Source organism: Actinomadura mexicana, assembly GCF_900188105.1.
GTDB classification, from domain to species: Bacteria; Actinomycetota; Actinomycetes; order Streptosporangiales; family Streptosporangiaceae; genus Spirillospora; species Spirillospora mexicana.
Window position 1 is genome coordinate 21,100 of record NZ_FZNP01000019.1, and the last position, 24,067, is coordinate 45,166.

Consider the following 24,067-nt stretch of genomic DNA (forward strand, 5'->3'; position numbering starts at 1 on the left):
ATGACCAGAAGGGTTCGGGTGTGGCTGGCCCCGATCTGTGCGGCACTGCTCATCGTGGCGGGCTGGTACAACGCCCGGCTTCCGTCGGTGGCGCAGGCGGAGGACGAACGCCTGGCGAGCCGGTTCGCGTTCCAGCAGCAGCCGCTGAACGGCACGGCCACACCGCGCGACATACGTACGGTCGCCCCGGCCTACAAGGGAATCGACCACTGGATCTCGTCGGTCGGCGCCGCGGTGGCGCTCGCCGACATCGACGGCAGCGGCCGTGCGGACGACGTCTGCCTGGTCGATCCGCGCGACGACAGCGTCATGCTCCGCCCCGTACCGGGCACCGGGTCGCGTTTCCCGGCGACGAGCCTGGCTCCGAACGGTCTGCCGTACGACAGGACGATGGCGCCGATGGGGTGCGTGCCCGGCGACTTCAACGAGGACGGCCGCATGGACGTCCTCGTCTACTACTGGGGCCGTTCGCCGGTACTCTTCCTGCGCACTCCGGCGGCGCTCGGCAAGAACGACGCCTTCGTCCCGCAGGAACTGCTGCGCCCGTACAGGGTGTGGAACACCAACGCCGTGTCGCTCGCCGATCTGGACGGTGACGGCCACACCGACATCGTGGTCGGGAACTACTTCCCGGACCGCGCGCGGGTCCTCGATCCGACGGCGCGCCAGAGCGAACTGCAGATGCAGGGTTCGATGTCCGCGGGCGTCAACGGCGGTGTCAACCGGGTCCTGCGGTTCCGGTCCGCGGAGGGCGGCTCCCGTCCTTCGGCGGTCTACGGCGAGGAGCGCAGGCCCTTCTCCGACCATGTCGCCAAGGGCTGGACACTGGCCACCGGGGCGCAGGATCTCGACGGCGACGGCCTGCCGGAGCTGTACTTCGCCAACGACTTCGGCCCCGACCGCCTGCTCTACAACGAGTCCCGGCCAGGGAAGATCAAGCTGCGCCTGCTCAAGGGCGTGCGCCATCTCACCACGCCGAAGTCGATGCAGTTGGGCCGGGACTCCTTCAAGGGCATGGGCGTGGGGTTCACCGACATCAACGTCGACGGCGTGCCGGACATCGTGGTCAGCAACATCACCCAGGAGTACGGGCTCCTGGAGAGCAACTTCGCCTGGGTGAGCACCCGCAGGAAGGTCGTGGGGCCGGACGGGCGCGCGTACTACGACGACCACAGCGAGCGGCTGGGGCTGTCCCGCTCGGGCTGGGGCTGGGACATCAAGGCCGGCGACTTCGCGGGCGAGGGGCGCGACCAGATCATCCAGGCCACCGGCTTCGTGAAGGGGAAGGACGACCGCTGGGCCCAGCTGCAGGAGCTGGCGATGTCCAACGACGAGGTCCTGGCGCACCCACGACTGTGGCCCAACGTGCAGAAAAAAGATGATATTTCTGGCAACAACCCCAACCGGTTCTTCGTACGCGGCTCGGACGGCCGGTACCACGACGTCGCCGGCCGGCTCGGCGTCGGGGACCGCGCGGTGTCGCGGGGCATCGCGCTCGCCGACGTGGACCACGACGGGCGGCTCGACTTCGCCGTCGCGAACCAGTGGGGTCAGTCGCACTTCTACCGCAACGTCCGCAGCGCGCAGCGGCCCTATCTCGGGCTGAGGCTCCTCAGCTCGCCGGGATGCGGGGCGCGGCAGGGCGGTTCCACCGCGACGCGGCCGGCCGGCTCCGCCGGGGTACCGGCCATCGGCGCGAAGGTCGTCCTGGACTCCGGGGCCAGGGGCCAGCGGACGGGCCAGGTCTATCCGGCCAACGGCCATGCCGGCGTGTCCTCGCCGGAATTGCTGTTCGCGCTGGACGGGGCCGCGGCGCCGGTCCCCGTCACGATCACCTGGCGCGACTCCTGCGGCACCCGGCACACCGGCAAGGTCCAGGCGACCCCGGGCTGGCACAGCATGCTGCTCGGGCCCGACGGTTCGATCAGGGAGATGGCCTCGTGAACTCGGCGAACGTGGAATCCACGACCAACCCGGCGTCCGCCGCCCCGAGCGGGCCCGCCAAGGATCCGCGGATCATCGCGCTGCGCCGGTTCGCGATCTCGATCTCGGTCTTCAACATCCTCGGGCACACGGTCCTCGGGTTCGAGCCGTCTTGGGCGACCCCGCTCGCCGCTATGGCCGTCGCGTACGTGATGGAGCTGGGGCTGGAGACCCTGGACGCCTGGGCGACGCGACGGCCGGTCAAGTACGCGGGCGGGCCGGTCGCGCTCATGAACTTCCTGATGCCCGCCCACATCACCGCGCTGGCCTGCGCGATGCTCCTCTACGCCAACGCGCGGCTGGGCCCGGTCGTCTTCGCGGTCATCGTGGCCGTCGCCTCCAAGTATCTGATCAGGGTCCGGATCGGCGGACGGCCGCGGCACGTGCTGAACCCCTCCAACTTCGGCATCGCGGTCGTCCTGGTGCTGTTCCCCTGGGTCGGGATCGCGCCTCCGTACCAGTTCACCGAGTGGGTCGGCGGACCGCTCGACGTGGCGATCCCGGCGCTCATCCTCGCGGCCGGGACGATGCTGAACGCCAAGCTCACCAGGAAGATGCCCCTGATCCTCGGTTGGCTCGGCGTGTTCGCGCTCCAGGCGCTGATCCGGACGCCCATCGAGGGCACGGCGACGCTCAGCGCGCTGCTGGCGATGAGCGGCGTGGCGTTCGTTCTGTTCACCAACTACATGATCACCGACCCGGGGACCACACCGGTGCGGCCGCGCAACCAGGTCTTCTTCGGCGCGTCGACCGCGGTCGTGTACGCGCTCCTGGTCCACATCCACGTCGTGTACGGCCTGTTCTTCGCGCTCGTCATCGTGTGCGTGCTGCGCGGCGCGGCCCTGGCGGTCATGGGGGCGCGGCAGCGCGCCACCGCGCAGCCGGCGCCGCTGACCGAGCCCAAGGCCGTGCCCCGGCCGGCGCCCGCCCGCGGGGGCGTGCTGGCGACCGGCGAGGAGGCGAAGTGACCGTGGCGAACGACGCGATCGCCGTCGTCGGCCTCGGATGCCGCCACCCCGACGCCTCCACGCCGGAGCAGCTGTGGGAGACGGTGCTGGCGCGGCGGCGCGCCTTCCGGCCGCTTCCGCGCGAGCGCCTCGACCTCGGCGACTACGGCGACCCGGCAGGCGGTCCCGACACGACCGATCTGCGGTACGCGGCGGTCCTCGACGGCTGGTCCTTCGACCGGTCGCGCTACCGGGTGCCGGGACCGGCGTACCGGGTGACCGACCTCGCGCACTGGCTCGCCCTGGACGTCGCCGGCGACACGCTGACCGCCGCCGGCTTCCCCGGGGGACGCGGGCTGGACCGGCGGCGCGCCGGGGTGATCCTCGGGAACACCCTGACGGGCGAGTTCAGCCGCGCCGCGCTCATGCGGCTGCGCTGGCCCTACGTCCGCAGGAACCTGGTGCCCGCTCTCGCCGCGCGCGGTTGGGAGGCCGCGGAACTGGACGGCCTGCTGCGGGAGGTCGAGGAGTCCTACAAGGAGCCGTTCGCCGAGCCCAACGACGAGAGCCTGGTCGGCGGGCTGGCCAACGCCATCGCGGGCCGGGTGTGCAACCACTTCGACTTCCGCGGCGCGGGGTACACGGTCGACGGCGCCTGCTCGTCGTCCCTGCTCGCCGTGATCACGGCCTGCACCTACCTGCGCGACGGCGACCTCGACTTCGCGCTCGCGGGCGGTGTCGACCTCAGCCTCGACCCGTTCGAGCTGGTCGGGTTCTCCCGGCTCGGCGCGCTGGCCGACTCGGCGATGAGGGTGTACGACGCCCGGCCGACCGGCTTCCTGCCCGGCGAGGGCTGCTCGATGGTCGCCCTGATGCGCGCAGGGGACGCCGTCGCCGCCGGGCAGCGGCCGATCGCCCTGATCAGGGGCTGGGGGATGTCCTCGGACGGGAACGGCGGGCTGACCCGGCCGGACGTCTCCGGGCAGCGGCTCGCTCTGGAGCGCGCCTACGCGCGTGCGGGCTTCGGACCGGAGACGGTGGCGCTGTTCGAGGGCCACGGCACCGGGACCGAGGTCGGCGACCGCACCGAACTGCACGCTCTCGCCGAGGTCCATGACGGACGGCGGAGGCCGCGACCGGCGGCGCTCGGATCCGTCAAGGCCAACATCGGGCACACGAAGGCGGCGGCCGGCGCCGCCGGGCTGATCAAAGCGGCGCTGGCGCTGGAGCGTCAGGTCATCCCGCCGACCACCGGCTGCGACGATCCCCACCCGCTCCTGCGCGAGCCCGGCGCGCCCCTGCGCATCGTCCGCGAGGCCGAGCCCTGGCCGGACGCTCCGCTCCGGGCAGGGGTCAGCGCGATGGGATTCGGCGGCATCAACACCCACGTCGTCCTGGAGGCCGCGAGCGTCCGCCGCACCACGGCGCGGTTGGCGGCCCGGGACCGCCGGGCGGCGCGGGAGCCGCTCGACTGCGAGGTCTTCGCCCTCTCCGCCGACACGGTCGCCGACCTCACCGCCGTCCTGGAGCGCGTGGCGGTGCGGGCGAGGACGATGTCGTTCGCCGAGCACGCCGATCTGGCCGCCGGCCTCGGGGAGCGCGCGCACGGTGACGCGCCGGTGCGGGCGGCCATCGTCGCCCGCGACCCCGCCGAGCTCTCCGCGCGCGCGGAGAGGGCCGGCGGGCTCCTCGCCGGGCTCGGCGCACAGGGGTTCGCCGCCGGGCCCGGCATCTACGCCGGCCGTGGCGCTCCGGGCCGGGTCGGGCTGCTGTTCCCGGGGCAGGGCGCCCCGGTGCGGGACCGCGCCGGAGCCCTCGGCACGGTCTTCCCCGAGGCGGCGCAGTACTTCGAGGAAGGGCTCGCGTCGGACCCGATCGACACCGCCGTCGCCCAGCCCGCCGTTTTTCTCGCCTCCACCGCGGCGCTGCGCTGGCTCGACCGGCTCGGGGTCACGGCGGCCGCGGCGGTCGGGCACAGCCTCGGCGAGATCACCGCCCTGAACTGGGCCGGCGCGCTGGGCCGCCAGGACGCCCTGCACCTGGTCACCAGGCGCGGCCGCATCATGGCCGACACCTCCCAGGCGGGCACGGGGATGGCCTCCCTCGCCGCGCCGGCCGGCACGGTCACCGAGCTGATCGACGACGCCGACCTGGTGATCGCCGCCGACAACGGCGCCGTCCAGGTCGTCGCCGGCCCCCTCACCGAGGTCGACCGCGTCGTGAAGAGGGCCCGCGCGAGGGGGATCACCGCCGGCAGGCTGAAAGTCAGCCACGCCTTCCACTCCCCGGCGGTCGCCGCCGCCGAGCCGGTGCTCGCGCGCCACCTCGCCGGCCTGGCGGTGGCGGCGCCTCCCGGTCGCGTGTACTCCACGATCACCGGCCGGGCGCTCACGGCCGCCGATGACATCCGCACGCTGCTCGCCCGGCAGCTCACCGCGCCCGTGCGGTTCCGCCAGGCGCTGGAACTCCTCGCCGCCGACTGCGACCTGCTCGTCGAGGCCGGCCCCGGCCACACCCTCATGGCGATGGCCCAGTCGATCACGGACGTGCCGGTCCGCGCGCTGGACGCGGGCGCCGGCTCGGCCGCCGCGCTCGGCGACGCCACCGCCGCGCTGTTCGCCGTCGGCGCCGTCTCCGATCTCACGGTGCTCTTCGCCGAACGCTTCCACCGCCCGTTCGACCTCTGGCGGGAGCCGGAGTTCCTCGCCAACCCCTGCGAGAGCGCCCCGGCCGACGGCCTCGGCCACCGGTCCGGCCGTTCCGCCGTGGCGGTGGCCGCGGAACCGGCCGCCACCGCCGATGCCACGGCGCCCACGGCGGCGACGCCGCCGGGGCCGGACTTCGACGTGCCCTCCGTGGTGCGCGGGCTCATCGCCGACGCGCTGGAGCTTCCCCCCGACGTGATCGGCGACGGGGACCGGCTCCTCGGCGACCTCCATCTCAACTCGCTGCGCGTCGTCCAGCTCGCCGCCGAGGCCGCCGAGCGGACGCGGCGGGCTGTACCGGCCGCCCCGCCGCTCTTCGCCGAGGCCACGGTCGGCGCGTTCGTCCAGGCGATCGAGGAGCTGCCAGCCGCGGAAGGGGAGGCCGGTTCGCAGGGCCCGCCGGCGGGGGTCGGCGACTGGCATCGCGTACTGGTCGAATACGCCCGTCCGGTGGAGCTGGACGCCGAGCCCGGGTCCCGCGACTGGCGCGTCTTCGGCGGCGGACGGCTGCGCGGGCTCGTCGAGCCCGGCCTGACCACCCGCCCGGAGAGGGACGCGCGAACCGACTCCCCGGGGGAAGCCCGCCCGGCGGTCGTGGCGTTCCTCCCCGAGAACCCGGACGACCGCGCGATCGAGGCGCTGCTCGAAGCCGCCCACCTCGCGGTGGACACCGATGCGCCCTTCACCGTCGTGGACTCGGGGGACACGGCGTCGGGCTTCGTGGGCACGATCGCCGCCGAGTACCCCTCCCTGCCGGTCCGCTGGGTCCGGGCCCTGGCGCCCGCCCCCGCGGACGCGGTCGGCGCCCTGCTCACGGGCTCATGGGAGGGTCATGCCGAGCTCGTCGTGGACGGGGAGGGCCGCACCCGAATTCCCGCGTTCCGCGCCGCCGGCTCCGGCGCGCCGGCCGGACAGGTTCCGGAGGCGGCCGCGCCCCCGCTGTCCGCCGGGGAAGTGCTCGTGGTGACCGGAGGCGGGAAGGGCATCGGCTTCGCGAGCGCGTTCTTCCTGGCGCGGCGCTGGGGGGTGCGGCTGGGACTGATCGGGCGTAGCGGGGCGGACACCGACGCCGAGCTGCGCGCCAATCTCTCCCGGCTGGGGGAGGCCGGCGTCGACTTCTGGTACCAAACCGCGGACGTCACCGATCCGGAGTCGCTCCGCCACGGCGTCGCCGCGATCGTCGAGCGGCTCGGACCGGTCAGAGGAGTGATCCACGCCAGCGGCCTGAACCGCCCGGCGCGGTTCAGCGAGATCGGCGCCGCCTACGCCGAGCACGCGGCGCCCAAGCACCACGGGCTCCGCGCGCTACTGGACGCCCTCGACGCGGAGGGGCTGCGGCTGCTCCTCACCTTCGGCTCCGTGATCGGCCGTTTCGGCCTTGCCGGGGAGGCGCACTACGCCCTGGCCAACGGCCGCATGCGGGAGCTGGTCCGGACCCTCGCCCGGGACCTGCCGGACTGCCGGGTCGCCAACCTCGACTGGACGGTCTGGTCGGGAGTCGGCATGGGCGAGCGCCTCAAGGTCCTCGACGACCTCGCCCGCGCCGGCGTGGCGCCGGTGCCCCCGGACCGGGGGACCGAGCTCCTCGCCCGGGCGGCCGAGGCGCGGCCGCCGTCGCACTCCATGGTGATCAGCGGGCGGCTGCCGCAGCTCGGCCGCGCCGGGGAGGCGGCCCCGGACGGGCACCGCTTCCTGCGGCGGGTGCGCGCGTGGACCCCGGGCGTCGAACTGGTGGCCGAGGCCGAGCTGAGCCTGGCCGACGACCCGTACCTCGACGACCACCGCATCGACGGTGTGGCCGTGCTGCCCGCGGTGTGCGTGCTCGAAGCGATGGCCCAGGCGGCGGCCGCGCTGACCGGCCGGCCCGTGATGGGGGTGGCGGACTCCCGCTTCGACCGCCCCGTGGTCGTCCCCGAGCACGGCACCCGTACCGTCCGGGTGTGCGCGCTCGCCCGCGAGGACGGGGACGTGGACGTCGCGGTGCGCAGTGACGAGACGGGCTTCGCCGTCGACCACTTCACCGGGACCGTCACCCCGGCGGACGCGGAGCCTCCGGGGAACCCGGCCGGGACGGCGCGGGTACCGGCCCACACGGGTGACGACATGTACGGGCCGCTGTTCTTCCACGGCGGGCGCTTCCGCAGACTCCGCCGCTACGCCCACCTGGAGGCCACCGCGTGCACGGCCGTGCTGGACGGCGACCGGCCCTGGCGGTTCGGGGAGGGCCTTCCGGCGGACCTCCTGTTCGGGGACCCCGCCCGCAATGACGCCTCGATCCACGTCCTCCAGGCGTGCGTGCCCCATCGGCGGCTGCTGCCGGTCGGGTGCGCGCGGTTCGCCGTCCACCGGAGCGCAGCCGAGGAGGGCGAACTGACGCTCGCCGCCGTCGAACGCGAGCACTCCGGCGCCGACCACACCTACGACGTGGTCGTGCGCGACGGCTCCGGCCGACCGGTCGTGAGCTGGACCGGGCTCCGCCTTCGCGACGTCGGCCCGCTACCGGTCACGACCCTGCACCCGGTGCTCGTCGGGCCCTACCTGCAGCGCACCCTCACCGCCCTGCTCCCGGAGCGCGACATCCGGTTGGCCGTCGAGACCGGCGGGCCGGGCCACGACCCGCCCGCCGGCCGCCGCGCGAACGGCCGGCCCTGGGCCGTCATGGTGGAAGGGGAGCCGGTCGCCTGCGCGCGGACCTCCGATCCGGCGCCGGAACCCCCCGCGCACTGGACCGGTCTCGCCGACCGGCTCGGCCGCCTCGTCGGTGAGCCGGACCGGCACATCCGGACGCGCCTGCAGACGGTCGGCGCCTGCCTGGCCGGTCCGCCGGGCCCGCCCGGACTCGCCGTCCAAGGGGTCTACGAGAATGGATGGGTGGTCCTCCAGGCCGGGGGAGCCGACATCGTCTCCGTGGTCCTCTCCATCGAAGGCGAGGCCGGGCCGGTGGCGATGGCGATCCCCGTCAAGGGGGCCTCGTGAAGGCGTACTTCGAATACCGGCACCTCGTGACGTTCGCCGATACCAATCTCGTGGGGAACGTCTATTTCACGAACTATCTGTCCTGGCAGGGCACGTGCCGGGAGAGGTTCCTCGGCGAGAAGGCGCCGAAGACCGTGGCGCGCCTGAACGACGACCTCGCGCTCGTCACCTCGTCATGCTCGTGCGAATTCTTCTCCGAGCTCTATGCGCTCGACACCGTTTCGGTGCGGATGTCCCTCGTCGGCATCGACTTCAACCAGATCACCATGGGTTTCGAGTACTACCGGACCACCGACGGGCCTGCCCGGCTCGTGGCGCGCGGCGAGCAGACCGTCTCCTGCACGCTGCGGTCGGAGGCCGGCGGCCTGACGCCCGTCGAAGTCCCCGACGAGCTCCGGGCGGCCCTCGACGCCTACGCGCCCGACCCGCACGGAGCCCGCCGGCCGCGATCGGGGACGCCGCCGCGATGAGGTTCTCCGAACCCGCCGCGGGCCCGCGGGCCCGCGCGCCGGTCATCGGCATCGTCGGCTGCGGACGGATGGGCACGGCGCTCGCGGAGACCCTCGCGGCACAGCGGCGGCCGCTACTGCTGGCCAGCCGGGGCGGCGGTTCCGCGAGCGCCCTCGCCGAACGGCTGCCGGGCGCCCGCGCCGGCAGCCTGGAACGGGTGGCCCGCGAGGCCGACATCCTGGCCCTGGCCAGCCCCCTCGCCGCCATCCACGCCGAGATCGCCCCGCGCATCCGCGCCCACGTGGCCGGCAAGCCGGTCATCGACATGTCCAACCCGTGCGGCCACGACCTACTCGGCCACGGCTCCGCCGCCGAGCTGATCGCCTGCATGCTCCCCGGCGGCGCCGTGGTAAGGCGTTCAACTGCCTCTCCGCGCGCCAGCTCGCGGGCGCCGCGCACGACGGCGCCACGCTGACGGTCCCCATCGCCGGAAACGATCCCCGCGCGAAGGCGGCGGTCCGGTCGATCATCGAGCCCGCCGGACTCGACGTCGCCGACGCGGGCGACCTCCCCGGCAGCCGCTGGATCGAAGCCCTGGCGCGCCTGCTCATGCGCCTCGAAAGGCAGCCCGGGCTCGGCGACGCCGTGGGCTTCCGGCTGCTTCGCCTCACCGCGTGCGAGGCCACCTGGACCAGGCCGTGACCCCACGGCGGCGGATCAGCACCGGCGCGGGCGCCCTCTAGCCGACCGCGATCGGGAAGTGGTCGATGCCGCGGCCCACCCATGAGTCGCGGCGGACGGGCTCTCCGGCGAGCCGGATGCGAGGGAAGCGACGCAGCAGCCGGGGAAGCGCGATCCGCGCCTCCAGCCGCGACAGCGGCGCCCCGAGGCAGAAGTGGCCGCCGGCGCCGAAGGTGAGCGGCGCGGTGTAGGGGCGGTCCGGGTCGAAGCGGTCCGGCCGGCGGTAGCGGCGGGGGTCCCGGTTGCCGGCGGCCAGGATGGCGACCACCTTCGTGCCCGCCGGGATCGTCGTCCCCAGCAGCTCCACGTCGGCCCCGGCCCAGCGACTGGTCGCCTGCACGGGCGGCTCGAACCGCAGCACCTCCTCGGCGTAGGCCGAGGCGAAGCCGGGTTCGGCGCGGAGGCGGTCGGCGAGGCCCGGATGCTCGAAGGACAGGAGGAGCGCGTGCGCCATGAAGAAGTTCGTCGTCTCGAACCCGGCCGTCAGGAGCAGCATCATGTTGCCGACCAGCTCGTCGCGGCCGAGCCCGCCTCCGTCGTCGTGCACCCGGACCAGGGAGCTGACGAGGTCCGCCTCGGGACGGCGGCGACGCCGCTCGATCAGCTCGTCGAAGTACACCGCCAGGTCGTCCATGGCCGCGTCCGCCGGGGCGAGCCGGGAGGCGTTCGTGATCCCCTCCAGGGCGGTCGTCACGTCGGCCGCGATGGCCCGGAACCACGCCTGGTCGCGCTCGGGCACACCGAGCAGCCCGCTGATCACCGCGATCGGGAGCCGTGAGGCGAACTCGGCGATGAAGTCGACCGCCGTCCCGCCCGCGCCCGCCTCCGCCAGCGAGTCCAGGAGCCGGTCGGTGATCTGCTCGATCGCCGTCTCGTAGCCCGCCACCCGCCGGGGCGTGAACTCTCCCCGCAGCAGCCGCCGCAGCCGGGTGTGCGCGGGCGGATTGCTGTAGAGCGCGGAGTCGGTGTACGCGCGCAGCGAGGAGTGCGCCCGCCACTGCGGGTAGAAGAGGTCGAAGCTCTCCCCGTCCTGGACGCGCAGCCGCGGATCCCGGAGCACCCGGTCGCACTCGTCGTACCCGACGGCGGCCATCACCCCTGGTTTGATCTTCACCAGGTCGCCGTGCGCCCGTATCTCCTCGTACAGGGGATACGGATCCCGGAGTTCCCCGCCCACCAGCGCCGCGAGCGCCTCACGCGGCTGCATCGTCCCCGTGGCCATCGCCTCGTCCCTTCCGCGAGATTCCTCCTGGTCGCCGCTGCGCGGGAGTCCTCGGCCCGCCGCGGCCCGCCGCGCTGCGGCGGCGGTCACCTGCCGGGGTGGAGCTCGACGATCGAAACCGCTCCGGCGGGATGGACGGAGGCGACACCGAGCCCGGCCTCGGCGGCGAGCGCGGACAGCTCCGCCAGCGACCGCACCTTGCCTCCGCAGTAGGCGAGCATCCGCAGGTCCAGCCCGGTCGGCCCGCCACCGTCCGCACTGACGTTCTCCACGACGAACACCGAGCCGCCCGTGGCCGCGGCCTCCGCGCAGCGGGCCAGGATGGCGCGCGCCGGATCGTCGCCCCAGTTGTGGACGACCAGGGAGAGGACATAGCCCCCGGCCCCCGGCGGGAGCGGGCCGAACATGTCGCCGGTCTGGACCTCGGCGCGGTCGGCGACGCCCGCCGCGGCCAGCGCCTTTCGCGCCACGTCGGTGGCGGGGGGCCGCTCGACGAGTACGGCCCGGAGCCCCGGATGCGCGGTGAGCAGCGCGACCAGGAGCGTGCCGTCCCCGCCGCCGACGTCCACCACGCGGCCCAGCGACGACCAGTCGTACGCCGATGCGATCCGGCGCGCCCGGTCCATGCCGCCCGGGCGCAGCACGGCGCGGAAGGCGGCCTCGTGGCGGGGCTCGGCGGCCAGGTCGTCCCAGAAGGAGAGGCCGAAGCGCCGCGGGTAGGCGGGCTCGCCCGTGCGCACGCTGTGCAGCAGCTCGACGTAGCACAGCTCGGCCCGGCCGCCCTCCTCGATGTCGAGGCAGGCGCGCAGGCCGCCCGGGTGGCCGTCGCGCAGCGGCTCGCCCAGCGCGGTCAGACCGTACCGGCCGGAGTCGTCCAGGCTCAGCACCCCGCGCACCGCGAGGTAGCGCATCAGCCGGGCGAGCCCGTCGGTGTCGGCGCCGGTGGCCTCCGCCAGTTCGGGCGCGGTCCGCCGCCCGGACGCGATGTGGTCGGCGATGCGCAGCGTCGCGGCCACCCGCACCGCCATCGGGGTCGCGAGCTGGGCCAGCGCCCACAGCGCGGGGACGGCCTCGTCCGCCGCCGCCGACACGAGGCCGGCGTCGTGACGCGGTCGTGCGGGGTTCCCGGAGCGGCCGTCCGGCTCGTCAGGCTTGACCATGCGGTTCATCGATCTCCCCGGTGCGCGGCTACGGACGGAACAGGTCGGCGGCCATGGTGGTGAGGCCGGCGGCGGGACGGACCGGGAAGCCGATCTGTCCCAGGACGTCCCGCCGGACGTCGACGCCCGGCGCCACCTCCGTCAGCACGAGTCCTTCGGCGGTCATCTCGAACACGGCGCGTTCGGTGACGACGAGGGCCTGCTGGCCGCGCCGCAGACCGGCGCGGACCGCGTAGGTGACGTGGTCGGCCTCGGGCACGAACTTCTGGATCTCGCCTTCCCGCAGGATGCTCAGCCTTCCGCCGTCGCAGGAGACGTCGAGGCCCCTGGTGGTGAGGGTGCCTCCGAGGACGATCCGCTGCGCGTTGTGCGCGATGTCGACGAATCCGCCGCCGCCCGGGCTCGTGCCCCCGAACCGGCTGACGTTGACGTTCCCGGCGGCGTCGAGCTGGGCGAAGGAGAGCGCGGCGAGCGCGCAGCCGCCGCCGTCGATGAAGTCGAACTGGTAGGCGCCGTCGACGAGCGCCTCGGGGGAGTAGTTGGCCGAGAACTGCCAGCCGCCCATGACGACGCCGCCGAAGGAGCCGTGCTCGGTGGTGAAGGTGTAGTCGTCCAGCCGGCCGTCGGTGAAGGCGCCGTCCTCCGCCATGGCCAGGATCGCGCTCGACGCCGCGCCGAACCCGAGGATCGTGGTCTCAGCCGGGCGGATCTCCCGCGCGACACGGCGCGCGATGACCTTCCCCGGACCCGATCGCAGGCGCGGCAGGCGCCCGACCGGGTGCGGCACCGGCCGCAGGTAGCCGGGGTCGTTGCGCACCTCGGTCCCGATCAGCTCGCCCGCCGCGACGACGACGCGGTCGACGAGCACGCCGGGGACCTGCACCTCGCGCGCGGGCCGGGACCCGCGCGGCACGGTCCGCGACACCTGCGCGATCACGGTGCCGCCGCTCGCCTTGACGGCGAGGGCGAGGGCGAGCGCGGCGGAGGTGAGCGGCAGGTCCTCGAAGGACAGGTTGCCCTGGGCGTCGGAGCTGCTGGCCCGGATGATCCCCACGTCCAGCGGCCAGGTGGGGTAGAGCAGGAGCTCCTCGCCGCGGAGCTCGACCACCTCCACCAGGTCGCCCTTGGCCCGCCCGGTGAGGCGGCCGCCGCCGTGGCGCGGGTCGGCGAAGGTGCCGAGGCCGATGCGGGTGAGGTAGCCCGGGCTCCGCCGCGCGACCTCCCGCAGCCAGTGCATGGCGGCGCCGATCGGCCAGCTGTAGGCCTCGACGAGATCGTCGCGGATCAGCTCCGTGAGCGCCGGGCGGGTGCCCGTGCGCGGATGCCTCGGATTGATGTAGGAGCCGGCGACGATCCGGCGCATCAGCCCCTCGCGGGCCACGCCGTCCATGCCGCCGATGTCCATGGCGTCGCCGGTGGCGCAGGGGAAGAAGAAGGTCAGGTCCCGGGGGGAGCCGAGCCGCTCGAAGCGCTCGCCGATGGCGCGCAGGACCGCGTCGGGCGTGATCCAGCCGATGACGCCGGTGCTCGCGACGGACTGCCCGTCCTCGATGAGGGCCGCCGCGGTCGCCGCGTCACAGACCTTGCCCCCCACGGCAGCAGCCGCGACATCGTCCATCGCGTCCCCTCGGCGTCGCACCGATCCCGGTCGCCCCGTCGCGGAACTGGTTCCCTCCGCACCGGACGGCCTCGAACATCAATGCTATCAAAAACTATAGTTACCGCCCAGATCGGCGGAATGAGTCCCCCCAAGCTTTGTGGGAATCGGCGTTCGCAGTCGGCTTTTGCAACGCGAGGCAATATGTTTTTCTAGTAGCACGTGCTCGGGTGTGGAAAGTGAGGCAGCGTGCGACGTGGTCTGGACGCCTCGTTCTCCGCCCTCCCGCTGGACTCCCTGGCCGGTGCGGCCCTCGGCCGCGCGGCCGAGCTCGGGGCCGGGCACGCGTCCTTCCGCCTCGACCGCGTCCGTACGGCGCGGCTGCTGCTGCGCGACGGCGTCCTCGGCGGCGGACAGGACGCCACGGACACGGGACTGGCCGTGCGCCTGTGGCACCGGGGCGTGCCCGGCTTCGCCGCCGCCCCCGAGCTGACGGCGAGCGCCGCCGCCGGAGCCGCCGAGCAGGCGGTGGCCGTCGCCCGCGCGTGCTCGGCGCTCGGCGGCGGCTCCGGTGAGCCGGTCGGCGAACCGGTCCACCGCGACACGGCGTGGTTCTCGTCGTACCGGGTCGATCCGTTCGAGGTGCCCGAGGAGGAGCGCATCGCCCTCATGGCAGGCTGGAGCCGCCGGCTGCTGGCCGCGCCGGAGGTCGAGCACGTGCTGGCCTTCCTCACCGTCGTCCGGGAGAACAAGTACTACGCCGATCTCGCGGGGACGGTGACCGCTCAGCAACGGGTCCGGATCCACCCGCTGTTCTTCGTCCAGGGGGCGGACCCGCGCGGCGGCGGGACGGCGACCCTGCGAACCCTCGGGCCTCCCACGGCCCGGGGCTGGGAGTACCTCGCCGGCGACGGCTGGGACTGGGAGCGCGAGCTGGCCGAGCTGCCCGCGCACCTCGCCGCCAAGCTGCGCGCCCGCCCGGTGCGGCCGGGCCGCTACGACCTGGTCATCGACCCCTCCAACCTCTGGCTGACCGTTCACGAGTCGGTCGGCCACACCACGGAGATGGACCGCGCGCTGGGCCACGAGGCGTCCTCGACCGGCACGACGTTCCTCACCCCGGACGGGGTCGGCTCGCACCGGTACGGCTCGCCGCTGATGAACGTCACCGCGGACCGCACGGCCGAACACGGCCTCGCGACGGTCGGCTTCGACGACGAAGGGGTGGCGGCGCAGTCCTGGAGCCTGGTGCGGGACGGGGTGCTCACCGGCTTCCAGCACGACCGGCGCACCGCGGGCCTGACGGGCCTCGGACGGTCCAACGGCTGCTCGTTCGCCGAGTCCGCGATGCACGTGCCGCTGCCGCGGATGCCCAACGTCGGGCTCCGTCCCGCGCCCGGCGGCCCGTCCGCCGACGGCCTCATCGCGGGGATCGAGGACGGCATCTACCTCGTCGGCTCCGACAGCTGGTCCATCGACATGCGGCGCCAGAACTTCCAGATGACCGCCCAGCGATGCCATCGGATCCGCAACGGCAGGTTGGACGGTCAACTGAGCGGGGTCGCCTACCAGGCCTCGACCACGGAGTTCTGGTCGGCGCTGACCGCACTCGGCGGGGAGGCCACCTACCGGCTCTTCGGCGCCGACCTGTGCGGCAAGGGCCAGCCGATGCAGGTGGCCGCGGCCAGCCACGGCTGCCCCGCGGCCGTGTTCAGGGGCATCGAGGTCATCGACACCGGCGCGGACGGGCTGCCGTGACCTCCCGGGCGGCGCCGCGCCGGCGCACGGTTCCCGGTCCGCGGGACACGATCGAGGAGGGCAGCGGAGATCGGTAGCGCAGCACGGCTCGCGGAGCTGGCCGTCCAGGTCGGCAAGGACGCCGACGCCTACGTGGCGATCGTCGACGAGGCCGCCACGGCGCACGCGCGGTGGGCGGGCAACGCGCTGACGTCGAGCGGTCTCACCGCCGACACGAGGCTGACGGTGATCGCCGTGACCCCGGGGGCCCGCGGCGCCGCGGCGGGCGTCGTCTCGCACCGCGGCGCGGTGGACGAGGACGCGGTGCGGGCCGTCGTGGCGGCGGCCGAACGCGCCGCGCGCACGGCGACGCCCGCCGCCGACGCGCGTCCCCTGCTGACCGGCGGCGACGTGCCGTCCTCGGCGGACTGGGCGGAGCCCGCGCCCGCGGCGTCGGCCGGCGTCCTCGCCCGGTTCGCCGCCGGCCTCGCCGCGACGTTCGAGCGGGCCCGCGCGGAGCGCCGCCTGCTGTACGGCCACGCCGAGCAGCGGCGGCACGCGAGCTGGCTGGCCTCCTCCACCGGCCTGCGGTTGCGCCACGTCCAGACCGCGGGCGTCGTGGACCTCACCGCCAAGACCGGGGACGGCGCCGCCTCGACGTGGAGCGGCACCGGGGCGGCCGACCTCGGCGAAATCGATCCGCTTCCCCTGTACGAGGGGCTGGGCGAGCGGCTCGACTGGGGACGCAGGCGCGTCGGGCTCCCCGCGGGGCGCTACGAGGTGCTGCTCTCCCCGTCGTGCGTCGCCGATCTCATGCTGCGGCTGTACCGCGCGGCCGGGGCGAAGGACGCGGTCGACGCGCGCACCGTGTTCCGCGGCCCGGACGGCGGGACCCGGATCGGCGAGCGCCTGACCGCCGCGGCGCTCACGCTGCGGAGCGACCCGCACGAGCCGGGCCTGCGGTGCGCGCCGTTCGTCGCCGCCCGGGGCTCCGCGGACGTCGCGCAGGTGTTCGCCGACACCGTGTCGGTGTTCGACAACGGGTTGCCGCTCTCGGCGACCGAGTGGATCCGCGACGGCGTCCTCACCGGTCTGGTCCAGACCCGCCACTCCGCCGACCTCACCGGGCTGCCGGTGACGCCGCAGGTCGGCAATCTGGTGCTGGAAGGCCCGGGGGAGGGCCGGTCGCTTCCCGAGCTGGTCGCGACCACGAGGCGCGGGCTCCTGGTCACCTCGCTCTGGTACGTCCGCGACGTCGACCCCCGGACGCTGCTGCTCACCGGGCTCACCCGCGACGGCGTCTACCTGGTGGAGGACGGCGAAGTGGTGGGGGAGGCCAACAACTTCCGCTTCAACGAGAGCCCGGTGGACCTGCTGGGCCGGGTGACGGAGATCGGCCGCACCGAACGAACCCTGCCCCGGGAGAGGGACGACTCCACGCCCCGGACGGCCATGCCCGCGCTCCGGGTGGGCGACTACACGATGTCGGCGGTCAGCGAGGCGATCTGAGCATCGGCCCCGGCCGCTCCCGGAGACCGGCTCTCAGGGGCTCCCACCAGGCGCGGTTCTCGCGGTACCACTCGACGGTCGCCTCCAGCCCGTCCTCGAAGCGCACGCGCGGGACGAAACCGAGCCGTTCCTCGATCTTGGTGGTGTCGAGCGCGTACCTGCGGTCGTGCCCCTGGCGGTCGGGGACGTGGTCGACCGCCTCCCAGCCGGCGCCGCACGCCTCCAGCAGCAGGGCCGTCAGGTCCTCGTTGGACAGTTCCTTCCCACCGCCGATGTGGTACACCTCGCCCGGGCGGCCGGACCGCAGCACCAGGTCGAGCGCGCGGCAGTGGTCCGCCACGTGCAGCCAGCCCCGCCGGTGGCGGCCGTCGCCGTAGAGCGGCACCCGCCGGCCGTCGAGCAGGTTGGTCACGAACAGCGGGATCACCTTCTCCGGGAACTGGTAGTGGCCGTAGTTGTTGGTGCACCGCGTCACCATGACCTCGAGGCCGCGGGTCCGGTGCCAGGCCAGCGCCAGCAGGTCCGACCCGGCCTTGGCCGAGGCGTAGGGCCCGTTGGGCAGCAGCGGAGCGTCCTCCGTCCACGACCCCTCGGCGATCGATCCGTAGACCTCGTCGGTGGACACGTGCACGAACCTGCCGACGCCGTGCCGCTGGGCCGCCTCCAGCATGTTCTGCGTGCCCAGCACGTTGGTCCGCACGAAGGGCGTGGCGGTGTCGATCGAGCGGTCCACGTGCGATTCGGCGGCGAGATGGACGATCGCGTCCTGCCCGGCCACGGCCGCGTCGACCGCGTCCGGATCGCAGGTGTCGCCGTGCACGAACCGGTAGCGGGGGTGCCCGGCGACCGGGGCCAGGTTCTGCAGGTTCCCCGAGTACGTGAGCGCGTCCAGCACGGTGACGTACGCGCCCGCCGTGCCCGGCAGCTCGCCGCGCAGCGCGGCCCGCACGAACTCCGAGCCGATGAAACCGGCGCCCCCGGTGACCAGGAGTCTCATCGCCCCGCCTCCTCGGCGTTCCCTGGTGGTCTCCACGCCCGCGGCGGGCGAGACGTGCCGGGGCATCGTCTCGCCCGCCGCGGGCGTCGATCAGGCTTGCGCGTCCCGGGGGGCGCGCACCGCGCGCGCCGTGGCGGGCGCCTCGGCGGGGGTGCCGCTGACGGCGACGCTCAGCTCGACCGGCGCCTTGCCCAGCCGCGGCCGGAGCATGTGGAACGGCTTTTCGACGACGATGTAGCTCGCGTAGCCGACCATCACGCACAGCGCCAGTTCGACGCCCAGGACTTCCCAGTAGCCGCCGACCTCGGGTGCGAAGAGCGGACCGACGAACTTGGCGTAGATGAAGATGTGCCAGAGGTAGACGCTGTAGGAGATGCGGCCGAAGAACCGCAGCAACGAGTTGTCCAGCATCGCGCCCGCCAGCCTGAACCGCACCCCCGGCACGGTCAGCGGCGCGAAGACGGCCACGGAGAAGGCGAGGAAGAGCCAGTAGTCGGCCGCCGCCGCCGGCGCCGCGACGTAGTCCACCAGGCGGTAGTCCGCGAGCGGGGAGAGGCAGGCCAGGACGAAGATGAGGAGCGCCCCCAGCCAGAGTTTGCCCGGATGCCGGCCGACCAGGCGGTACACCCGCGGCACCGCGTCGGGGCGCGTCTCCGCGGCGGCGGACAGCACGGCCAGCATCATGCCGACGGAGAGCCAGCCCATGTAGCTCATCGGCCAGAAGTACTGCGTCGGCCACAGCTTCATCGGGTCGTCCCTGAACTGCGGGAAGTGCAGCCAGGTGAAGAAGCCGAAACCGATGAACACCGGGACGGCCAGCGGCACGAGCAGCCGCCGTATCCGGGCCTCGTGGGTCTCGGCGCGCCGCGCGTACCGGTGCAGAAGCCATGCGAACAACGGCATGGCCAGGTAGAACAGGAAGTCGTTGGCGTTGCTCCAGGTGTGCATCATCCCCATGGGAATGGCGCCGTGCTCCCAGATCTGCAGCAGGAGCAGCGGGCGGATCCATTCCCAGGCCCCGTGGACGGTGTCCCGGTTGAGCACGAGGAGAGCGGTGATCGTCAGTACCCAGTAGGCGGGCAGGATCCGCAGCGCCCGGCGCCAGAGGTAGCGCTTGACGTTCGGCTTCCGTTCGCCGGTGAGCGTGTACAGCGCGAACGCGCGGTACAGCAGGTAGCCGGTCATCACGAACCAGATCGGGAAGGCGACCGCCACCCGGTTCAGCATGATGGCCCAGATGCCGTTCCCGGTGGAGTGCATGTAGCTCCAGCCCTGCACGCTGGTCGCCACTCCGGTGTGGCCGAGGACGACGAGCAGCACGACGGCGCCGCGCAGTCCTTCGAGCTCCGGGATGAACTTCCGGGGCCGGTCCGATGCGGGATCGGGTGCGGCGGCTCCCACAGCATCCCCGCCGGATGCCTTCGTTACCATGGGCGTTCTCCCATCTCGCACGACCCTTGGATTCGACGGGTCGAAGCAAACAGCGGATCGGATCAGACGGTCCATCGGGGTCGGCCGCGGCCTCGCCCCGGCAGAAGTCGGCCGCGTCACGACGGCGTGCGGGGACGATCAGCAGTCCGGCGCCGCCGGATGAGGCGGCGCGTTCCCCGTCACCGTGCTGTGCTCACGCGTGGGATGCCGTCGGAGTCAATGACGATCCCCCACCCCCCGGTGTCCTCGGTGGGGTCACCGAGGATCTGTCGCCGGAAATGCTCGGCGGGTCGTCCGCCGTGGACCGGATCGCCGTCCCGCGCCGATGCGGTACCGCCCTCGGGGCCATGTGGACCACCTTTACCCGCCAAAGGTCCTACACTTGAGAAAACGATAGCATTGACGTCGCAGGACGCGATAGTAGGGGACATAGGGGAATCTGACTTGAATAACTAGTATCGTGAAAAGCCGGTCGAGAGCCTGAGGAGGCGGTCGATGCCCCATCCCGTAGAGTTCCGCGCGTCGCTGGGTTCCACCGGTCTGCGGACCAGCCGCCTCGGCCTCGGCACCGTGAACTTCGGCGGCCGTGTCGACGGGGCGGACGCGTACCGCCTCATGGACCACGCGCTGGCGAGCGGCATCGACCTCGTCGACACCGCAGACATCTACGGCTGGCGCGTCTACAAGGGCCACACCGAAGAGGTGATCGGGAACTGGCTCGCGGCGCGTCCGGGCCGCCGGGACGAGGTCGTCGTGGCCACCAAGGTCGGGGGCCCGATGAGCGACGACCCGGACGACCGCGGCCTGTCGGCGCGGCACATCGTCGCGGCGTGCGAGGCGTCCCTGCGCCGGCTGAACACCGACCGGATCGACCTGTACCAGATGCACCAGGTGGACCGGTCGGTCCCCTGGGACGAGATCTGGTCGGCCATGGAACTGCTGATCGGCCAGGGCAAGATCCGCCACGTCGGCTCGTCCAACTTCGCCGGCTGGGACATCGCCCTGGCCCAGGAGGCCGCCGCCCGCCGCCGCGTCCCGGGGCTGGCCTCGGAACAGTGCGTCTACAACCTCGTCACCCGGCACGCGGAGCTCGAGGTGATCCCCGCGGCGACCGCTCTCGGGCTCGGGGTGCTGGTCTGGTCGCCCCTGCACGGCGGCCTGCTCGGCGGCGTGCTGCGCAAGAAGGCGGAGGGAACCGCGGTCAAGTCCGCGCAGGGGCGCGCGGTCGACGCGCTGAAGGAGCACGAGGCCGCCATCGCCGACTACGAGCGGTTCTGCGCGGACATCGGGCGGGACCCCGCGGAGGTCGGCCTCGCCTGGACGCTGTCCAGGCCGGGGGTGACCGGAGTCCTCATCGGCCCGCGCACCCCCGGCCACGTCGACGGCGCGCTCAGGGCACTCGACAAGCCCCTGACCGAGGAGGAGGCCGACCGGCTGGACGCCCTCTTCCCGCCCATCGGCCGCGGCGGACCGGCACCCGCCGCGTGGATGAGCTGACCCGCCTTGACACGATCTCTGCCGCCGGGAGGACGAGACAGGTGACCCCGCCGAACCACAGGGACCCGCGCTCACTGGCGCGCGAGTCGGACCAGGAGCGCGACGTGCGCGAGCGGCTCACCCGGCTGCTGCGCGACACCCCCGTCCCGCCCGAGTACCTGATCGACAACCTGGCGCTGTACCTGCGGCGCCAGCAGCTCACCGACCTGCTGTGCATGGACGCGCTGTACCGCATGATCCTCGACGTCCCCGGAGTGATCATGGAGTTCGGCGTGCTCCACGGGCGGCACCTGGCCACGCTGACCGCGCTTCGCGGGTGCCACGAGCCGTACACCTCGGTGCGGCGCGTCATCGGCTTCGACACCTTCACCGGTTTTCCCGACGTCGCCGACGTCGACCGGGCCGGTCCGGGAGCGGTGGCCGGCCGGTTCGCCGTGGGCGAGGGCTACCCCGACCACCTGCGCGAGGTGCTCGACGCGCACGAGTCCGGCGAGCCCTTCGCGCACGTCCGGCGGACCGCGGTGGTCCAGGGCGACGTCCGCGAGACCCTGCCGCGCTACCTCGCCGACAACCCGGAGACCGTGATCGCGCTGGCCTATTTCGACCTCGACATATACGCGCCGACCCGCGCCGCGCTGGAGGCGATCCGGCCGTACCTGACCAGGGGCAGCGTGCTCGCCTTCGACGAGATCGCCTATTCCAAGTGGCCCGGGGAGACGGCCGCGCTGCGCGAGGCCGTCGGCCTCGGCGCGGTGACTCTGCGCACCCTCCCCGGCCGGGAGCCGCCCATCACCTACCTGCGCTGGGGCGAATAGCGCCCGCCGGCCGCGGCTCCGGTTCAGCCGCGGCGGACTCCGACGAAAAGGCCGTACCCGCTCAGGCCGGTCTCCTCGTGCTCGACGTCGCATCCGGAGTCGTGGAACGCCGCCAGGAACTCGTCCTCGGTGAACATGGTGAAGGTCTCCACGGTGCGGAACTCGCGGAGGCCGGCGGGACGGCCCACCACCCAGCGCACGTCCATGTGCGCGGCCCGGTCCCGCCGGGTCGAGTGGGAGACCCGCGCGACGACCGTGTCGCCGTCCCGCGCCAGGTCGGCTCCGACGAACCCCTCGATGAACCTTTCCGGCGGCCACCAGGGTTCGATGACGAGGACCCCGCCGGGGACGAGATGGCCGGACATGGCGCCGACCGCGGCGCGCATGGCGGCGACGGTCGGCAGATAGGCGATCGCGGTGTAGAGGCACGTCACCGCGTCGAAGGCGCGGCCGAGGGCGAAGGCCCGCATGTCGCCGTCGTGGACGGTCACTCCCGGCAGCCGCCGCACGGCCCGCTCGCGCATCGCGCGCGAGATCTCCAGGCCCTCGACGTGGTCGAAGTCCGACCGGAACGTCTCCAGGTGGGCCCCGGTGCCGCAGGCGACGTCGAGCAGGGACCGCGCGCGGGGACGGCGGGCCCGGATGCGCCGCGAGACCTCCGCCGCCTCATCGCCCCAGTCCTTGCCGCGGTGCCGGTACGTCAGCTCGTAGACCTCGGCGTGCTGCGGGCCGAAGGCGACGTCGCGCTCCGAGGCGGACACGGGGTCTCCCTTCCTGCCGTCTAATGCTATATGTAATTTAAGTAGATGGTACAGCCGGGCGCGAACGGCAGCCGGATCCGGCGGCCGCGGACGGAGGCGGGCATGGCGGGTATGAACGCGGGCTCTCAGCTGAGGGCGGCGCCGAGCGAGGAGTCCGAGCTGGGCCGGCGGCTCGCCGAGTCGGCCGCGTTCCGGCCCCGTCCGGCCGAGGACGTGGTCGAGTGGCTGGCCGAACGCCGCCGGCACGTCCCGGTCCAGGTGACGCGCATCCCGTTCGAGCGCATGGCCGGATGGTCCTTCGACCCGGAGTCGGGCGACCTCGTGCACGAGAGCGGCCGCTTCTTCACCGTGGGCGGCATCCACGCCCGTACCGACTACGGCGCCACCCCCGAATGGCGGCAGCCGATCATCTACCAGCAGGACGTCGCGATCGTGGGCATCCTCGCCAAGGAGATCGACGGCGTCCTGCACTTCCTGATGCAGGCCAAGATCGAGCCCGGCAACGTGAACACGGTGCAGCTGTCGCCGACCGTCCAGTCCACGTCGAGCAACTACCTGCGGGCGCACCGCGGCGCCCGGTCCCGGTTCGTCGAGTACTTCACCGAGCCCGGACGGGCCCGGGTGCTGGTCGACGTCCTCCAGTCCGAGCAGGGGGCGTGGTTCTGGGCCAAGCGCAACCGGAACGTGGTCATGGAGGTCACCGGCGAGGTGGAGCCGCACGACGACTTCGCCTGGATGACGCTCGGCCAGATCCTCGACCTCCTGCACCATCCCAACGTCGTGAACATGGACTCCAGGACCGTCCTGGCCTGCCTGCTGTCCTCGGCCCCGTCCATGGGCGCGCGGCCGGACGACGGGACTCCGGCGGCCTTCGCGGAGCCGTACGCCTCCGGCGGGGACGCGCTCCTCTCGCCGGTGCAGGTGAGGAGCTGGCTCACCGAGCGCAAGTCCGCGTACACGCTCACGACGCGCGCGGTCCCCCTCGACTCCGTGGACGGATGGGAGCGGGGCGCCGAGGCGATCCGCCGTCCCGACGGCAGGTACTTCAGCGTCGTCGGGGTGGAGGTCCACGCAGGCAACCGGGAGGTGTCCGACTGGTGCCAGCCGCTGCTCGCACCCAGCGGCATCGGGCTGGCCGCCCTCGTCGTCCGCCGCATCCACGGGGTCCGGCACATCCTGGCCCGCGCCGACCTGCGCCCGGGATGCCGCGACACCGTGGAGCTCGGCCCCACCGTGCAGTGCACACCCGAGAACTACGAGGAGGCGACCGGCGAGCGGCGCCCCCGGTACCTCGACCTCGTCCTCTCCAGAGCCGTCAAGGTGCGGTACGACGTGGTCCAGTCAGAGGAGGGCGGCCGGTTCCGGCATGCCCTGACCCGCCATCTCGTGGTCGAGGTCGGCGGCGGCTTCCCCCTCCGACCGCCCGCGGACTTCTGCTGGCTCACGGTGCCCCAGGCGATGGCACTGGCACGCCAGAGCTACCAGGTCAACATCGAGGCCCGGAGCCTCCTGCTCTGCCTGCACGCACTGTGAGGGCGC

At 73.4% G+C, this 24,067-nt stretch carries 16 protein-coding genes; 10 read left to right on the forward strand and 6 right to left on the reverse strand.

Annotation, left to right across the window (positions count from 1 at the left end; all coding sequences use genetic code 11):
- The 5 genes from CHC11_RS34155 to CHC11_RS34175 are packed head-to-tail and all read left to right on the forward strand — an operon-like array spanning position 1 to position 9,536.
- Positions 1–1,944: an FG-GAP repeat domain-containing protein gene (locus CHC11_RS34155; RefSeq protein WP_089316016.1), complete on the forward strand. Its 1,944-nt coding sequence runs from the start codon at positions 1–3 to the stop codon at positions 1,942–1,944.
- Entirely contained in the window at positions 1,941–2,951 is a 1,011-nt protein-coding gene (locus CHC11_RS34160; protein WP_179279146.1) for an enediyne biosynthesis protein UnbU, read from the forward strand. Before CHC11_RS34155 ends, CHC11_RS34160 begins: the two co-directional genes overlap by 4 nt.
- Positions 2,948–8,611: a type I polyketide synthase gene (locus CHC11_RS34165; protein WP_179279147.1), complete on the forward strand. Its 5,664-nt coding sequence runs from the start codon at positions 2,948–2,950 to the stop codon at positions 8,609–8,611. The genes CHC11_RS34160 and CHC11_RS34165 overlap by 4 nt, the downstream gene beginning before the upstream one ends.
- On the forward strand, positions 8,608–9,081 hold the full coding sequence (locus CHC11_RS34170; RefSeq protein ID WP_179279148.1) for an acyl-CoA thioesterase: 474 nt from the start codon (positions 8,608–8,610) through the stop codon (positions 9,079–9,081). The genes CHC11_RS34165 and CHC11_RS34170 overlap by 4 nt, the downstream gene beginning before the upstream one ends.
- Positions 9,078–9,536 carry an NAD(P)-binding domain-containing protein gene (locus CHC11_RS34175; protein WP_089316019.1) on the forward strand — a complete coding sequence of 153 codons (459 nt, stop codon included), beginning with the start codon at positions 9,078–9,080 and terminating at the stop codon, positions 9,534–9,536. The genes CHC11_RS34170 and CHC11_RS34175 overlap by 4 nt, the downstream gene beginning before the upstream one ends.
- Before the next feature lie 264 nt (positions 9,537–9,800).
- On the opposite strand, the gene CHC11_RS34180 is transcribed toward CHC11_RS34175, so the two are convergent.
- From CHC11_RS34180 to CHC11_RS34190, 3 genes are all read right to left on the reverse strand, one after another.
- Positions 9,801–11,024: a cytochrome P450 gene (locus tag CHC11_RS34180; protein ID WP_218826361.1), complete on the reverse strand. Its 1,224-nt coding sequence runs from the start codon at positions 11,022–11,024 to the stop codon at positions 9,801–9,803.
- An 86-nt stretch (positions 11,025–11,110) separates the two neighbouring features.
- Entirely contained in the window at positions 11,111–12,193 is a 1,083-nt protein-coding gene (locus CHC11_RS34185; RefSeq protein WP_245920137.1) for a methyltransferase, read from the reverse strand.
- Between the two features lie 19 nt (positions 12,194–12,212).
- Positions 12,213–13,802, reverse strand: coding sequence for a CoA-transferase (locus CHC11_RS34190; protein WP_089316020.1), 1,590 nt, complete (start codon positions 13,800–13,802; stop codon positions 12,213–12,215).
- Between the two features lie 228 nt (positions 13,803–14,030).
- Here CHC11_RS34190 and CHC11_RS34195 point away from each other — a divergent pair, with 228 nt between their 5' ends.
- Complete coding sequence (locus CHC11_RS34195) at positions 14,031–15,539, forward strand: TldD/PmbA family protein (RefSeq protein WP_089316021.1); 1,509 nt, start codon at positions 14,031–14,033, stop codon at positions 15,537–15,539.
- 132 nt (positions 15,540–15,671) lie between these two features.
- On the forward strand, positions 15,672–17,027 hold the full coding sequence (locus tag CHC11_RS34200; RefSeq protein WP_245920139.1) for a metallopeptidase TldD-related protein: 1,356 nt from the start codon (positions 15,672–15,674) through the stop codon (positions 17,025–17,027).
- Here CHC11_RS34200 and rfbB read toward each other — a convergent pair.
- Both rfbB and CHC11_RS34210 read right to left on the reverse strand, forming a co-directional pair.
- Positions 17,011–18,024: a dTDP-glucose 4,6-dehydratase gene (gene rfbB / locus CHC11_RS34205; RefSeq protein WP_089316023.1), complete on the reverse strand. Its 1,014-nt coding sequence runs from the start codon at positions 18,022–18,024 to the stop codon at positions 17,011–17,013. The genes CHC11_RS34200 and rfbB overlap by 17 nt on opposite strands.
- 90 nt (positions 18,025–18,114) lie before the next feature.
- Entirely contained in the window at positions 18,115–19,455 is a 1,341-nt protein-coding gene (locus CHC11_RS34210) for an acyltransferase family protein (protein WP_179279149.1), read from the reverse strand.
- 495 nt (positions 19,456–19,950) lie between these two features.
- Between CHC11_RS34210 and CHC11_RS34215 the strand changes: the two genes are divergently transcribed.
- Positions 19,951–20,952: an aldo/keto reductase gene (locus CHC11_RS34215; protein WP_089316025.1), complete on the forward strand. Its 1,002-nt coding sequence runs from the start codon at positions 19,951–19,953 to the stop codon at positions 20,950–20,952.
- Between the two features lie 41 nt (positions 20,953–20,993).
- On the forward strand, positions 20,994–21,767 hold the full coding sequence (locus tag CHC11_RS34220; protein WP_089316026.1) for a class I SAM-dependent methyltransferase: 774 nt from the start codon (positions 20,994–20,996) through the stop codon (positions 21,765–21,767).
- A 23-nt stretch (positions 21,768–21,790) separates the two neighbouring features.
- On the opposite strand, the gene CHC11_RS34225 is transcribed toward CHC11_RS34220, so the two are convergent.
- A complete protein-coding gene (locus CHC11_RS34225; protein WP_089316027.1) occupies positions 21,791–22,528 on the reverse strand; it encodes a class I SAM-dependent methyltransferase in 738 nt (245 codons plus the stop codon).
- 102 nt (positions 22,529–22,630) lie between these two features.
- Between CHC11_RS34225 and CHC11_RS34230 the strand changes: the two genes are divergently transcribed.
- Positions 22,631–24,061 carry an NDP-hexose 2,3-dehydratase family protein gene (locus CHC11_RS34230; RefSeq protein ID WP_245920140.1) on the forward strand — a complete coding sequence of 477 codons (1,431 nt, stop codon included), beginning with the start codon at positions 22,631–22,633 and terminating at the stop codon, positions 24,059–24,061.
- Positions 24,062–24,067 lie beyond the last annotated feature (6 nt).